Here is a 14,418-nt window from a genome sequence, read left to right as displayed (position 1 = left end):
CCGCACTCTTTCGGAAAGGAGCCGACCATGACACGGATCAGTATCGACACGGATGTGTGCATCGGCGCGGGACAGTGCGCGCTGACCGCCCCGGACCTGTTCACCCAGGACGACGACGGCTACGGCGAACTGCTGCCGGGTACGGAGGGTGGCACCGTCGGCCCGCTGGCGGGCGAGGCCGCCCGGGTCTGCCCGGTGCAAGCGATCACCGTGGCCTAGCACCGGGCCCGGATGCCGGGGTCCGGTCATCGAGGCCCCGGACACGTTGTGCGAGGCCCGCGGAGCCAGGGTGCTCCTCGGGCCTCGGGTGCTCGGCGTCGTACCTCTCCGACGACGGCACGGTCAGGCAGTCAGGCAGTCAGGCAGTCAGGCAGTCAGGCAGTAGGGCCGTCGGCCCGATGAACACGGATCAGGCGGGGACAGCCTCGATCACCGAGATCGCGGCCGGTGCCGGCAGACGTGTCACCCCGGCCACGGAGAACCCGGCGCGCCCGCACAGCGAACGGAACTCCGCCTCGGTCCGCTCCCGGCCTCCCACGTTGACCAGCATGTTGAGGTCGCTGAGGTACATCATCGGCGGCAGCGACCCGTCGACGGTCTCCGGCAGTACCGGCTCGACGACCGACAGCCGCCCCTCGGGCGGGATCACCGCCCGTATGTGACCGAGGATCGTGACCACCCGCTCGTCGTCCCAGTCGTGCACGATGCTCTTGAGCAGATAGACGTCCGACCCGGCGGGCACCGCGGCGAAGAAGTCCCCGGTGGCGACCTCGCAGCGCCCGGCGACGCCGACGGCGTCCAGCACCGGACCGGATTCAGCCGACCCCTGGGGACTGTCGAACAGCACGCCACGCAGATGCGGGCGGGCGGGCAGGATCGCGGCGAGCAGTGTGCCGCCGCCGACGTCGGTGATCGAGGTGGCTCCGTCCAGGTCGAGCACGCTCGGCAGGATCGCCGCGGTCGCCCGGGTGCCCTGGCGCATCGAGGCGTTGAACGCCCGTGACAACACGGGGTGCTTCGCGAGGAAGCCGAAGAAATCGCTGGCGAACAGGTCGTCGAACGCGACGCGTCCCGTCCGGACGCTGTCGTCGAGGTGGCCCCAGGCGCTCACCATCGTCGGGTCCAGGAACATGCCGACGAACTCGGCGACCGAGTCGGGGCGGTCGGTGCGCAGCAGTGCGCCATGGGGCGTCAGGGCGAACACACCGGGCGCGGTTCGGTGGCCAGGCCCGAAGCGGCCAGCGCCCGCAGCAGACGGCGGGTGGCGCCGGGGTCGGTGCCCAGTCCGGTGACTACGGGACGGATCGAAGTGCGAGGCCGGGGGTGTCCGGACATGCCCCGCCCGGCGGGCGGGGCATGTCCGGTCGGGGCGGGCCGATACGGGCGGGCCGATACGGGCGTGCCAGGCCCTCAGGACAGGGTGTATCCCAGTACGCCTCCGTGGATCTGGCCCTCGCAGTTGGGCTGGATGGAGTCGAAGATCTGGCGGTTCTCGTTCCGCAGGCAGCGGAGCAGCTGAACGGTGCCCACGCCGGCCGGCTGGGTGGTGTAGAGCCAGCCGAGGCGGGTCACGTACTGCTGGCCCTCACAGTTGACGTCCGTGCTGGTGAAGTGGTCACCCCTGACCTGGCAGAGGTACAACGGCGTGGTGCCGGGGGCCGCGTAGGTGTACAGCGAACCGAGCGGCCCCTGCAACTGGTAACCGGTGGGGTGGTACCAGCTGTTGCTCTGTGTGTCGGAGCTCTTGTGATAGCGGTTGAGCATGAACGTCGGACCGGGGGTGTAGGGATCCCCCGCGCAGAGGTACTCGACCGCGACCTGCACGTACCCGTTCGGGAGCTGATTGACGACGGTGGGGCCCTTGACCAGGTTGCACCGGGCGGGATCGAATCCCTTGGCCACGGCACTGTCCGCCGCGGTGCCGACCGCCGACTGCACGGCGATGTTGTACGGGCCGCTTCCCAGGCCACCGATGTAGAGCTGCACCGGGCCGACGGATGAGACCGCCCGCTCGGCGGGGGCCGACGCGGCGGTGGGCGCGGCGACGGGCGCGGCGACGGGCGCGGCCGAGGCTGGAGTGATGAGGGTCAGGGTGAGCGCGGCGACGGCCGCGGCCAATCCCGTGAGACGGCAGGTCAAGCGCATGAAGAACCTCTTCCTCAGAGTGATGGAGTCGCGGGGTGGGACGGGGCGATCCATGGGATATCCAGATGAGGAGCGTGATTCGCGGGAGCCCGCGTGCCACAGCTAAGCATGAGCACGCCTTGCCGACCAGAAGGCCGCACGAGTGCGGGAGCGGAGGGCGCCGCCCGCTCGCGTCCCCAACTACCGCTCGTGGTCCGGATCGACCGGTGGCCTGACCTCGATAACCGTGGCTGTGCCGACAGCCGGCCTGCCCTCATGCATCGTGATCACGTCGCCGGGCCGAAGATGGCGCCACTGCTCGGGGCTGAGGGGAGCCAAGCGGACCGTGGCACTTTCGCCCGGCGCCATCCTCGGCACCTGTTCGACCCACAGCCGCGCGACGTTCACAGCCCGCTCCCCGTTGGGTGCGCGATTGCCGATGCCCCACAGCGGCCTGAGGTGGCCATCCCCGGAGAACGCGGTCCGGCGCCCGCCCTCCTCCGTCCTCAGCAGGCTCAACCTGGCCCGGAAGGTGCCGTGTCGCACCTCCCCGGCGCGCCAATCGCACCAGCGGGCGCTGTCCTCCAGCATCATCTGCTCAGCAGCTTCCGTGAGCAGCGACCAGAAGTGCGAGGGAAGGGGACAGTCGTCCCCGATCTCCATCAGAAGATCCAGCACCAGCTCCCACTCCTGGTGCCGCTGGTACTCGCGCACGTCTTCGCGTGTCACCCAGCTTTCGGCATGCGTGATCTCGGGAAGCAGATCGGTCGCGCGCCGAAGGAGCGTGAAGGCATCATCCATGCCCGGCATTCTCCCGGGGGCCCGGTCATGGCACCCGGCCGGGTGGATTAGCGCCCATCAGGGGTGCGCGAGGTTCGTCCCCGAGGCGATGATGGCGTAGCCGAATCCCCAAATGTTTGGAGAATTCTGGTATGGCCGTTCAGGACCTGCATGCCGACGACGCCGACGACGCGCTGTTGGACCTCTCGGATCAGGCGCTGGTACGGGATCCGTTCACCGCATACGCGCAGACCGACGAGAACGGGCCGATGGTGCGCGGGTGCGTGCGGGGGGTCGACCCGATGTGGGTGGCCACCCGCCACGACGACATCCGTACCGTCATGAGCGATCCCCGCTTCACCATTGACGCCGCCACCGTTCCCGGCGCACCGGTGGCACACCGCACCGAGCAGACCTGGCAGGCCCGCGGCATGCGCCTGGGCCAGGAGAAGTATCTGCGCGCCGGGATCTTCGACGCGGACGGCGCCGATCACCGCCGGCTGCGCGGCCTGGTCACCGCCGCGTTCTCCCGGGGACGTGTGGCGTCCTTGCGCCCCAGGATCGACGCCATCGCCGCCCAGCTGCTGGACCGCCTGCCGGACCACACCGAGGACGGCGTCGTCGACCTCGTCGAGCACTTCGCCCGGCCGCTGCCCATCACCGTCATCTGCGAACTCATCGCCGTCCCTGAAGCCGACCGCGACCGCTGGCGCGCCCGCAGCAGCACGCTGACCGCCGGTACCTGCGGTGACGAACTCGGCGACGCGCTCGCCGGCATGGTCGACGATGCCCACATCCTCATCGAGAACCACACCACCCACCCCGGAAGCGACCTCATCTCCGATCTGCTCAGCCCCCACCACCGCGACCGGCTGAGCACCGACGAACTGGTGGCTCTCGTCGTCAACCTCGTCGTCGCCGGGCACATCACCACCGTCAATCTCATCGCCAACGGCACCGAAGCGCTCCTCACCCACCCCGGCCAACTCGCCCTGCTGCGTGAAGACCCCACGCTCATGCCGCACGCCGTCGATGAACTCATGCGCTACTGCGGCCCCGTCGTGCGCGCACTGCCCCGGTACGCCACCTGCGACGTCACCCTCGGCGATACCCCGGTGCGCGCCGGTGAAGCCGTCCTGCCGATCGTGTCCGCGGCCAACCGCGACCCGGCCGCCTTCGCCGACCCCGGCCGCTTCGACATCACCCGTGCCCGGCGTGGCCGCCAACCCCACCTCGGATTCGGACACGGTGCCCACCGCTGCCTCGGCGCACACCTCGCCCAGGAGGAGACGGCCGCCGCCCTGACCGCCCTGCTCAACCGTTTCCCGGACCTGCGGCTCGCCATCGATCCGCGGCACCTGCGACGCGGCACCAACCCCGTCAACTGGCACCTGAAAGCCCTCCCGGTGCGCCTGTAGCCCCGGACCACGCGAACACACCCGGTACGGAGCCCCCGCACCCGGCACCGAGGCAGGAGCAGGGGCACCGCACCAGCGATTTTCAGCCAAAGTAAGGTTAGGCTAACCTTCAATTTGTGAAAGTTGGTGAAGCACTTCCCCAGGCCGCGCACTCTCGCGGTCACACCCTGTCCGCCACGGGCGTCACCGTGGCGTACGACGGTGTCGACGTCGTGCACGAGGCATTCCTCGACCTCGCTCCCGGGCAGGTGACCGTACTGGTCGGGCCGAACGGCAGCGGGAAGTCGACGCTGCTGCGGACCGTCGCGCGGTTGCAGCGGGCGCGGAGTGCGGCGCTGACCCTCGATGAGGGTACGGACGGTTTCGCCCTGACACCCCGCGAGTTCTCGCGGCACGTGGCGCTGCTGACCCAGGGCCGGCCCACGCCCAGCGGGCTGACCGTGCGGGACGTCGTGGAGTTCGGGCGGTATCCGTACCGGGGGCGCTGGGGCCGGGCCGATGCGGGTGGGCGTGCGGCCGTGGACCGGGCACTCGGGATGACCGGGGTCGCCGAGCTGGCCGAGCGGGGTGCCGAGCACCTCTCCGGCGGTCAGCTGCAACGGGTGTGGCTCGCGGGGTGTCTCGCCCAGGAAACCGGCGTACTGCTGCTGGACGAGCCGACGACCTACCTCGACCTGCGGTACCAGGTGGAATTGCTGGACCTGATAAGGGACTTGGCGGACGACCACGGGATCGCCGTCGGCGTGGTGCTGCACGACCTGGATCAAGCGGCGGCCGTCGCCGACCGGATCGTGCTGCTCCGGGCGGGACGGGTGATCGCGGACGGAGAGCCCGAGGACGTGCTCACTCCGGAGCGGCTGACGGACACGTACGGCATTCGGATCGAACAAGTCAGCCGAGCGCATCACCCTCACCGGTGCGTCCGGTACGAAGGTGGAGCTGGACGGTCCCGCCAAGAAGGTCGTCGGGACCGAGTGGAACGTCGTCGAACACCTGGTCTCGCTGGGCGTCGAGCCGGTCGGTGTCGCTGACGTCAAGGGGTACAGGACCTGGGACACGGCCGTTCCGCTGACGAACGAGCCCAAGGACATCGGCACACGCGGTGAGCCGAGCATGGACACCGTCGCCGCCCTCGCGCCCGATCTCATCGTGGCCACCAGCGACCTGCCCGCCGCGGCCCTCGCACAGTTGCGGAAGATCGCCCCCGTCCTGGACCTGAAGGCCGCCGACGCCGCCGATCCGCTCGGGCGGATGACCGGCGAACTGGACCTGATCGCCAAGGCCACGGGCACCACCGAGCAGGCCGACAAGCTCAAGAAGGGTTTCGAGGCGAAGCTTGCCGAGGGCGAGCGGGAGCTGGAGAAGGCCGGGCACAAAGGGACGAAGTTCGCCTTCGCGGACGGGTACGTGACCGGCAACCAGGTGTCCATCCGGCCGTACACCAGCGGTTCTCTGATCGGCGCCGTGAACGAGAAGCTCGGGCTGAGGAACCCCTGGACGATGAAGGGCGACCCGGCCTACGGCCTCGCCGCCACCGACGTCGAGGGGCTGACCAAGCTCGGTGACGTGGAGTTCGCGTACATCGGCAGCGACGGTGACAAGGGCAGCACACCGTTCACCGGGGCGCTCGCGGACAACGCGGTGTGGAAGTCCCTTCCGTTCGTGAAGGCGGACAAGGTGCACCGGCTGCCCGACGGTGTGCGGATGTTCGGTGGCACCGGGTCGATGGAGTCGTACGTCGACTCGGTCGTCGCCGCGCTGAAGAAGTGATGACGGAGCGCGCGTAAACATCATGGCCGTCACCACCACCGCCCCCTCCGCCCCCACCACGGCGGCGGCTTCCCGGAGGGGCGGCGTGGTCGCGGTGACGGCCACGCTCGTCCTGCTGGTCGCCGTCCTCGCGCTCGTCGACATCGCACAGGGCACCTCCGCCGTCGGCGCCGCCGAGGTCTGGAAGGCACTCACCGGGCAGGCAGACCCGGCGGACGCCTCCGTGGTCATCGCCTCACGCCTGCCGCGCATGGCCGCAGGGCTCTTCGTCGGAGCGGTGCTCGGCGTGGCGGGCGCCGCTCTCCAGGCCGTCAGCCGCAATGTGCTCGCCGCACCCGACACCCTCGCGGTCAACGCCGGTTCCTACCCCTCGCTCGGGCTGGTCGCCGTGACCGGCGTCTCGCTGCCGCTGCTCGCCTCCTCCGGCATCGCCTTCGTCGGCGGCCTGGTGGCGGCGGCCGTGGTACTGGGGCTGTCCGGCCTGGGAGCCGGGACCGTGCGGCTGGTTCTGGCGGGCAGCGCTCTGACCCTCGGTCTCACCTCCGTCACCGAAGGTCTGCTGCTGCTGTTCCCCGTGCAGACGGAGGGGCTGTACGCCTGGAACCAGGGCAGCATCGCGCAGAACGGTTTCGGCGGGGTGCTGTGGATGGCGCCGCTCGCCGTCATCGGGCTGGCCGGGCTGCTGATGGTCGCCCGCCGGGTCGACGCCCTGGCGCTCGGCGACGACGCCGCGCGCGGGCTGGGCGTACCGGTGCGGGCCACCCGCGTGACCACTGTCGTGCTGTCCGCGCTGCTGTCCGCCGCCGCCGTCACCCTCGCCGGTCCGATCGGCTTCGTCGGACTGTGCGCCCCCGCCGTCGTACGGCTGTTGGCGCGTCGCTATCGCGGATTCTCCCGGGTACGTACGAGCGTGACGCTGTCCGCACTGGCCGGTGCGGCCCTGGTGATCGGCTCGGACGTGGCGCTGCGGACACTGGTGTCGTCGGACACGGCGGTGGCCGTGTCGACCGGTGTGGTGACGAGTCTCGTCGGCGCCGTCTTCCTGGTGGTGCTGGCGACCAGGGGCCGGGACACCGGGGCCGCCGCCCCACCCGAGCGGTTACGCATCCGCGGCAGAGCCGTATTCCTGACCGTGGCCGGGACGCTGGTGGCGCTACTGATCGGGCTGGCCGTCGTCTCCGTACTGCTCGGCGACACCAAGCTGCTGTTCGGTGATGTCATGAACTGGATGCGGGGCAGGGCCGGCCGGGCCGTCTCCTTCGTCCTCGACACCCGGGTACCACGGGTGCTCGCCGCTCTTCTCGCGGGTGCGGCCCTCGCGCTGTCAGGCACCCTGGTCCAGGCGGTGACCCGGAACCCGCTCGCCGAACCGGGCATCATCGGCGTCTCCGGCGGAGCCGCACTGGGCGCGGTGATCCTGGTGACGACCGTGCCCGCGGCCGGGCCGATGGGCCTCGCCGCCGCGGCCTTCGCGGGCGCCGCCCTCGCCTCCGCACTCGTCTTCGGGCTGTCCGCGCGCGGCGGCTTCCAGCAGAACCGCCTGGTCCCGGTCGGCATGGGTGTCGCCACCGCGAGCTCCGCCCTGATCAGCCTGCTCATCGTCCTCACCGACCCGTTCAACGCCACCAAGGCGCTGACCTGGCTGTCCGGTTCGACGTACGGGCGGACCCTGCCCGACCTGCTGCCGCTCGCCGTCGTCCTGGTGGCGGCGGTCGCCGTGACCGTCGCCCGGCGTACCGAGCTCGACCTCGTCTCGCTCGACGGGGACACCCCCAGGCTGCTGGGACTGGGGCTGTCCCGCGCGCGCCTCGGGTTCCTGGCGCTGGGCGTTCTGCTGAGCGCCGCGGCCGTCGCCGCCGCCGGGACCATCGCCTTCGTCGGACTGGTGGCGCCGCACGCCGCGCGCGCCCTGGTGGGCCGCCGCCATGTGCGGGTGGTACCGGTGGCGGTACTGCTGGGCGCGGTGTTGGTGGGTACGGCGGATGTGGTGGGCCGGACGGTGATCGCACCGGCCCAGCTCGGGGCAGGACTGCTCACGGCGGTCATCGGGACGCCGTATTTCCTGTGGCTGCTGGTACGGAGCCGGGGGGAGACGCGGTAGGGGTACTCGCTCCGACCGTCACCCACTGCCCGCCCGGTCGCGGGCACGGGCGTGGAGACCATCGGGAATCCGGCACTGAAATCCAGTCCACTTCCATCGAATTGGACTTGGGTGGACTGTGATTGGCGTCGGTATGGTCGCAGTATGCGAATCCACGTCGTTGACGCCTTTACCGACCGGCCCTTCGCGGGCAACCCTGCGGGCGTGTGCCTGCTCGATGCGGGGGAGTGGCCCGAGGATGCCTGGATGCAGCGGGTTGCCGCCGAGCTGAATCATTCGGAGACCGCGTTCGCGCGGCCGCTCCCCACAGAGGCGGACGCCGACTGGGAGATCCGCTGGTTCGCCCCGCTCATCGAGACCAATCTCTGCGGCCATGCCACATTGGCCACGGCGCACACCCTGCGGCGGGAGCGGGGCGTCACCGGGACGCTGCGCTTCCGCAGCCGGTGCAGCGGCATTCTCACCGCGCACGCGCAGGAGGACGGCAGTATCACCCTGGACTTCCCGGCCGCGCCCGGCACCGAGGTCCCGGTGCCGGAGGGCTTGCCGGAGGCCCTGGGGGTGTCGCCGGAGGCCGCGTTCCGTACCGGTGCGCTCGGCGACCTGCTGACCGTCCTGCCCGACGAGGCCACCGTCCGGGCCGTGAGGCCCGACCTCGACGCGGTGGCCGGGGTGACCCGGCGTGAGGACCTGCGGGGCATCATCATCACGGCCCCGGCGCCCGAGCCCGGCCTGGAGTACGACTTCGTCTCCCGCTTCTTCTCGCCCGCCGAGGGCATCCTGGAGGACCCGGTCACGGGCAGCGCCCACACCGCGCTGGCCCCCTACTGGTCGGCGCGGACCGGCCGCGACGGGCTCACCGGCCTACAGGTGTCCGCGCGCACCGGACTGGTCAGGACCTCCGTGCACGGTGACCGCGTCCATCTCAACGGACACGCGGTCACCGTCCTCGACGCGACGCTGCTCGTCTGACCGGCCGACCCCGAGGGCCGGTCACAGCCGTTCGAGCGGCTGCGGCAGGTCGTCGAGTCGAACGAGCCGGGCGTTCTCACGTCGCCTGTCGTTGCGCCGCGTCGGCTTCGACGGGGTTTGACGCGCCGTCCAGGAAAGCCTTCCCCGGACGCAGTGTCCAGGGAACCGGCTCGGTGTTGATCAGCCACTCGTTGGCGATGAGGCGGTCGATGATGTGCGTCCGCAGGGCACGGCGTTGCTTCCCCCAGCCCATTCCTTCGCACAGTTGCCTGATGGAGGGGCCGTGCCCATGGTCGGCGCGGAAGGCGGCGGCGAACTCGGCGGCGCGGGGGCCCCGATCCGGATTGTTGTCCTTCCACGCGGTGTAGGCGGCACGCGCGTGCGCCTTGCGCTGGGCGGGAACGGGCCTGCCGATGAACGCTTCGGCGACCCGCCATTCAGGGAGCGAACACAGCGGACAGCGCTGGACGTTGTCGACATGCCGGCGCAACGCGGTGCTCGCCCGCGCTTTCCACTCCTCCCAGCGCAGGCGCTCGGCCGGCAGCAGGCCGTGTTCGTCGGGCTGTGGCTTGCGCTGCTGCTCGCGCTCTTCCCTCTCCTCGTCGCCGGGGCGCGGATACTGACCCGAGAGGTGGCGCACGACTGGGGACAACAGGTAGCTGTCGCCTTCGAGTTCGGCTACGAAGCCCTTGGCCAACAGTTCCGGAAGGGCGGCGTGGCAGTGTGCCGGAAGTCCGTCCGGAAGAGCGCCGCAGCGGTCGGACGTGCTGTGCGCGGCCAGGTACAGGGCGGCCAGGCGCGTTGCGGGCGAGGTCTTCTTCACCGGTTTGGCGGCGAGGGCGCGGGTCGTCCATCCCGACACCCGTGAGCGCATGTTCTTGCCGAAGGGGAGCCTGCGGTCCGTGTCGCCGGCCAGATCGGGCACGACGACGCCCACGGGCGTATCGGGATCGCCGTGGAGCAGGTCACCCTGTGGCTGCCACCCCAGAGCGGTCACCGCACCGAGGGCGGCTTCGGCGTCGCCCAGTCGCAGGGAGCGAAGGTCCGCTCCGGTCAGATTGCCGACCCCGCCCCGGGCGGCGCGGATGGCGATGACCATGGCCAGTAACTGCGCGTCGGCTCCGGTCAGCGGCAGCGTGCCCACGTACTCCAGAAGGGTGCGGGCGGCTGCTCCCTGCCGGGCCGACAGGAGGAACGGCAACGGGTCGCTCTTCACTGTCGGTGCGGGGGGAGCATGGGATGAGACAGACGGAATGTTCGACACACCAACTACAACGTGCGTGGAGCGCCGGGGTCACCACGCTCGGGGCCACAACTCAAGCCAAATCTCCGACCGTCCGTGCGACCGGCCGCCGGATGACCGGCCGCCCGCAACTACCCGGCGGCCGGCCGGCGATGACCGCCGACTCCGCGCTCGTACCGTCGGCAGGGCTGCTACGTGCAGCGAGTGAGAACGCGCCGCGCTACTTTCGCCGGCCCGTGCAGTAGGTGGCGTAGAGGCCGTCCTCGATATCGCGGAAGAAGGCGGGCCAGAGGCTGTCCGTGGAGAGCGCTACCGGGTCGGCGTCGAAGAATTCGGCGCGGACCTCGCCCGTGAAGCGTTCCATCCGGCGGCTCGGGGCGCCGGTAGCCCCGGGGACGTACGTCCTCTCGGCGCTCAACTCCTGGCGGTACAACAGCTCCAGCAGCCGCCGGAGCGACGACAGGTCCGAGTGGACCGGGCGGAAGTCCCCGGGGAAGAGCGCGATCTCGTCCGGGAAGGCGTGCACCGTTCCGTCGCCCAGGTGCAGGAAGAGGTACCAGCCCTGTACGGCTCCGAAGAGGAGAAGTTCACCGAACTCGCGCTCGGCGATCTCCACGGCATCTCCGAGGTGCACCATGGAGGACCGCTCGAAGGCGCACTCCGGGGCCACGATCGGCGGGGCCATCCGGAACGGACTCTGCGGGAAGCCGATGTCGCAGAGCGCGCGCAGGTCCTCCGGCCGCCGTACGACGTCGCCGAGAACCTCGCGCGAGGCCCGGACGCGCCGCGATCCCGCCACGTCCGGGCGCATGCATTCCTCATCGACGTCGAAGATCATGCGGTGCGCCCCTCCGGGTACTTGGTCTTCCGCCGTCCCGGACCGGGATGCCGGACATCATCTCTCAGGCATCGCGCCGCCGTGCGCGCCGGTGCGGAGATGCCGGTGCGTCACCTGGCGCGTGCGCCGCCAACTCCTGTCGAGGCAACGGTCCGGGCATCCCTCCCCTCCCGGATATCGGCCAAAGTCCGGAGCCGGGGGGGAGTGTTACGCGGCAGAGGAGGCACACGTGGGCAAGCGCGCGTGCGTCCTCACGGGCGCTCCGTGGATGATCCGAAGGTTTTCGGCCTCGACGGCGCGACTTGGGAACGTGACGGCGGTCCGGAGCCGGTGACCGGCCGTCGTTGGCAGGAGAGATGCGGCAGAGATACCGGGAGGGATGCCCGACCACCGCCTCGGCGGCCCGCGTACGTTCCTCGCACATGTTCACCGAACGGCCGATCCGGGGCGACGACCGGATCGGCCGGCTCGACCACCATGATGTGATATCTGGCAAACCAGGCCAACATTACGGGCAGGCCATGGGAATTTTTTGTCTGATGATGTGCCACCGCGCGGCGCGGTCTCCTACTAGATTGTCAAGCTGCACCACGGGACCGATCATGGTCTGTCTTTGTTCACCGGCCGGAAATCTGGCAGTCAGTCACCATGGCCAGAATTTCAGGTGAACAGCGTGTCCGGACAGGCTGTCGGTCCTACCGCCGAGACCGGCCGGGTTGACAGTCCTGGACGGCCAAGGTATTTGCAGTATTTCCTGACCCTGATCCGGTTGTCCGGGGACACCCACACGGCCGGCCGAGATTATGAGGCACGTTCTGTGAAGGTTCGTACGAAGCGGTCGAGCCCCCTGATCGCCGGGGGACTGGCAGCGGTGTTGCTGACGGGTTGCGGCTCCACGGATCAGATCTGGACATTCAAGTCCAAAGAGAAGATGGTCGTCGGGATGTCCGACGACATCCTCGCGACCGATCCGGCCGCGGGGTACGACCCGGGGTCATGGCTGCTGTTCAACAACGTCTTCCAGTCCCTGCTGAGCTTCCCGCCAGGGGCTTCCTCCCCGGTGCCGGAGGCCGCCGAGGAGTGCAAGTTCTCGGACGGCAGCAAGACCTATACGTGCACCCTGCGTGATGGGTTGAAGTTCAGCAACGACAACAGCCTTACATCGGCGGATGTCAAGTATTCCTTCGACCGGGCCATCAAAATCAATGATCCGGCGGGCCCGGCGCCGCTGCTCTCGACCATCTCGTCGATCAGTACACCGGATGACAAGACCGTCGTCTTCCGCCTCAAAGTCCCCGACGCGACATTTCCCAGCAAGATAGCCTCGGGTGCCGGTTCTATCGTAGACCGCCGGATTTATCCCAAGGACAGTCTGCTCAAGGATGGCAAAACGGTTGGATCCGGCCCCTACAAGCTGGACTCCTTCGACAAGGAGAAGGCTGTCTTCTCCGTCTACTCCGGCTACCACGGAACTGCCGAGGTGAAGAACTCCGGTGTGACGCTCGAATTCTTCCACGGCAACCAGCAGGACCTTAAATCATCCCTGGAGAAGGGTGACGTCGACATCGCCTACCGCGGCCTCACCGCCAAGGCGATAGCGGCGCTGGACACCTCGCCCACCGCGGAGGCGGACGGCATCGACGTGGTCCAGGGGAGCAGCGCCGAAGTCCAGCACATGGTCTTCAACGTCGCGGACCCCGTGGTCGGCAAGCTCGCCGTGCGCAAGGCCATGGCCTATCTCGTCGACCGCTACTCGCTCGTCAGCGAGGTCTACCAGTCCACGGCGACGCCGCTCTACTCGATCATCCCGGTCGGCATCACCGGCCATGGCACCTCCTTCTTCGACACCTACGGCGACAGCCCGCAGCCGAAAAAGGCGAAGGAGGTCCTGCGGGACTCCGGCATCACCGACAAGGTGAAACTCACCCTCTGGTCCACCCCGAGCCGTTACGGACCCGCCACCGATGACGAACTCCAGACCATCGCCGATCAGTTGAACGAGAGCGGACTCTTCGACGCCAGGATGAAGTCCGTCCCGTTCGACGAGTACGAGCAGGGCATCGCCGACGGCAAGTACGGCGTCTACGTCAAGGGTTGGGTGCCGGACTACCCCGACCCGGACAACTTCACCCTGCCGTTCTTCGGCCAGGGCAACGTCCTGTCGAACAACTATGAGAACAACGAGATCATCAAGCAGATCATCCCGCAGACCTCCTCCATGACCGACCGCGCCAACACCCGGCAGGAGTTCATGAAGTTGCAGGACATCGTGGCGCGGGAGCTGCCGCTCCTGCCGCTGTGGCAGGGCAAGCAGTACGCGGTCGCCCACGAGAACGTCCGGGGACTGCAGAACTGCCTGGACACCTCGACAGTCTTCCGGTTCTGGGAACTGAGCACCGCGGAGTAGCGCCGGGCGTCCGGTACGGGGGCATCGGCGGCGTACAGAAGGCGTGTTCGCGGCGTCGCCCCATGAGCCGGGCGAGGTGAGGGCCGGACCCCCGGCCGTGGCGGCCGGACTGGCCACCGCCACGGCCGGGCGCGGCGCTCTCGGGCCCCTGCCACGTCCACGACGCGGCAGGGTGCGCGGCGTGCCTTCATCGCGCATGCTGGTCGAACGTCGAACGAGGGAGAAGCCGTCGCCCGGGTAGATCCTGAGCGCGGCACGTGCGGGGATGATCCCCAGGGTGAGTCCGGGGAGGGCAGCGGCGTCATGCAGCCTTCGCAACTGCCCCCGCATGACGTCCGCTCCCCGATGTTGGTGAGCAGCGCCTGTTCCCCGAGCAGTACGTGGTAAGTGCGTCCTTCCTGTCCGATGTACTGGGCTCGTGCCGTCCGCGCGGCAACACCGGCTTCGATGTCGGCGGGGATCTCGGGTCGGGCCCTACGCGGCCCCCGCCCGCGCCGACGACCTGAGCGGGTTGCCGCCGGCCCACCTGGACGTCGGCGAACTCGACCTCTTCCGCGACGAGAACGTCGCCTGCGCCCACCGGCTCATGCGGGCAGGCGTTCCGGTCGAGCCGCACGTCTACCCCGGCGGCATCCACGCCGGTGAGCTGCTCGCACCCGATGCCGAACTCAGCACGCGTATCACCGACTACCGCATGAGCGTCCTCCGCCGGGCCCTCAACAGCCCGCCCACGCCCAGCACTCGCTGATAGCCCGCCCATCCGGC

At 69.5% G+C, this 14,418-nt stretch carries 11 protein-coding genes and 2 pseudogenes; 8 read left to right on the top strand and 5 right to left on the bottom strand.

All coding sequences use genetic code 11. From position 1 onward, the window contains the following. The first annotated feature begins 27 nt into the window (after window positions 1-27). Complete coding sequence (locus OG413_RS30870) at window positions 28-219, top strand: ferredoxin (protein ID WP_266811353.1); 192 nt, start codon at window positions 28-30, stop codon at window positions 217-219. 190 nt (window positions 220-409) lie between these two features. Here the strand turns inward: OG413_RS30870 and OG413_RS30865 are convergent, their stop codons facing one another. The 3 genes from OG413_RS30865 to OG413_RS30855 all read right to left on the bottom strand — a co-directional run bounded on the left by OG413_RS30865 (window position 410) and on the right by OG413_RS30855 (window position 2,925). Beyond that, entirely contained in the window at window positions 410-1,204 is a 795-nt protein-coding gene (locus OG413_RS30865; RefSeq protein ID WP_266811351.1) for a methyltransferase, read from the bottom strand. A gap of 206 nt (window positions 1,205-1,410) precedes the next feature. After that, window positions 1,411-2,145, bottom strand: a complete 735-nt coding sequence (locus OG413_RS30860) for a hypothetical protein (RefSeq protein ID WP_266811349.1) — start codon at window positions 2,143-2,145, stop codon at window positions 1,411-1,413. Between the two features lie 180 nt (window positions 2,146-2,325). Beyond that, complete coding sequence (locus OG413_RS30855) at window positions 2,326-2,925, bottom strand: hypothetical protein (RefSeq protein ID WP_323137941.1); 600 nt, start codon at window positions 2,923-2,925, stop codon at window positions 2,326-2,328. 131 nt (window positions 2,926-3,056) lie between these two features. Between OG413_RS30855 and OG413_RS30850 the strand changes: the two genes are divergently transcribed. The 5 genes and pseudogenes from OG413_RS30850 (at window position 3,057) to OG413_RS30830 (ending at window position 9,165) form a co-directional block, all read left to right on the top strand. Beyond that, entirely contained in the window at window positions 3,057-4,322 is a 1,266-nt protein-coding gene (locus tag OG413_RS30850) for a cytochrome P450 (RefSeq protein WP_266811345.1), read from the top strand. Window positions 4,323-4,438: 116 nt separating this feature from the next. Continuing rightward, window positions 4,439-5,209: pseudogene (locus OG413_RS30845) on the top strand (ABC transporter ATP-binding protein); the annotation flags it as partial. 1 nt (window position 5,210) lies between these two features. Further along, window positions 5,211-6,092 (top strand): annotated as a pseudogene (locus OG413_RS30840) (iron-siderophore ABC transporter substrate-binding protein); the annotation flags it as partial. 22 nt (window positions 6,093-6,114) lie between these two features. Further along, on the top strand, window positions 6,115-8,193 hold the full coding sequence (locus tag OG413_RS30835; protein WP_266811343.1) for an iron ABC transporter permease: 2,079 nt from the start codon (window positions 6,115-6,117) through the stop codon (window positions 8,191-8,193). 144 nt (window positions 8,194-8,337) lie between these two features. Continuing rightward, the gene (locus OG413_RS30830; protein WP_266811341.1) at window positions 8,338-9,165 is read left to right on the top strand and encodes a PhzF family phenazine biosynthesis protein; all 828 of its coding nucleotides are present in this window, start codon (window positions 8,338-8,340) and stop codon (window positions 9,163-9,165) included. A 76-nt stretch (window positions 9,166-9,241) separates the two neighbouring features. On the opposite strand, the gene OG413_RS30825 is transcribed toward OG413_RS30830, so the two are convergent. Together OG413_RS30825 and OG413_RS30820 are read right to left on the bottom strand one after the other, a co-directional pair. Then, window positions 9,242-10,366: a hypothetical protein gene (locus OG413_RS30825; protein WP_266811339.1), complete on the bottom strand. Its 1,125-nt coding sequence runs from the start codon at window positions 10,364-10,366 to the stop codon at window positions 9,242-9,244. Between the two features lie 262 nt (window positions 10,367-10,628). Continuing rightward, window positions 10,629-11,246 carry an SUKH-4 family immunity protein gene (locus OG413_RS30820; RefSeq protein ID WP_266811337.1) on the bottom strand — a complete coding sequence of 206 codons (618 nt, stop codon included), beginning with the start codon at window positions 11,244-11,246 and terminating at the stop codon, window positions 10,629-10,631. 817 nt (window positions 11,247-12,063) lie between these two features. Here OG413_RS30820 and OG413_RS30815 point away from each other — a divergent pair. After that, window positions 12,064-13,653, top strand: a complete 1,590-nt coding sequence (locus OG413_RS30815) for an ABC transporter substrate-binding protein (protein ID WP_266811336.1) — start codon at window positions 12,064-12,066, stop codon at window positions 13,651-13,653. Window positions 13,654-14,071: 418 nt separating this feature from the next. After that, on the top strand, window positions 14,072-14,401 hold the full coding sequence (locus OG413_RS30810; protein ID WP_323137939.1) for an alpha/beta hydrolase fold domain-containing protein: 330 nt from the start codon (window positions 14,072-14,074) through the stop codon (window positions 14,399-14,401). The last annotated feature ends 17 nt before the right edge of the window (window positions 14,402-14,418 follow it).

Source organism: Streptomyces sp. NBC_01433 (assembly GCF_026340105.1).
In the GTDB taxonomy this organism is placed as follows: domain Bacteria; phylum Actinomycetota; class Actinomycetes; order Streptomycetales; family Streptomycetaceae; genus Streptomyces.
Note: the sequence above shows the minus strand (reverse complement) of the source record. Positions and strands in the feature narration are given on the sequence as shown.

Bases quoted from the DNA above. Each gene is read 5' to 3' on its own strand.
- OG413_RS30870 (WP_266811353.1), top strand. From the start codon at position 28: ATGACACGGATCAGTATCGACACGGATGTGTGCATCGGCGCGGGACAG.
- OG413_RS30860 (WP_266811349.1), bottom strand. From the start codon at position 2,145: ATGCGCTTGACCTGCCGTCTCACGGGATTGGCCGCGGCCGTCGCCGCG.
- OG413_RS30855 (WP_323137941.1), bottom strand. From the start codon at position 2,925: ATGGATGATGCCTTCACGCTCCTTCGGCGCGCGACCGATCTGCTTCCC.
- OG413_RS30850 (WP_266811345.1), top strand. From the start codon at position 3,057: ATGGCCGTTCAGGACCTGCATGCCGACGACGCCGACGACGCGCTGTTG.
- OG413_RS30835 (WP_266811343.1), top strand. From the start codon at position 6,115: ATGGCCGTCACCACCACCGCCCCCTCCGCCCCCACCACGGCGGCGGCT.
- OG413_RS30830 (WP_266811341.1), top strand. From the start codon at position 8,338: ATGCGAATCCACGTCGTTGACGCCTTTACCGACCGGCCCTTCGCGGGC.
- OG413_RS30820 (WP_266811337.1), bottom strand. From the start codon at position 11,246: ATGATCTTCGACGTCGATGAGGAATGCATGCGCCCGGACGTGGCGGGA.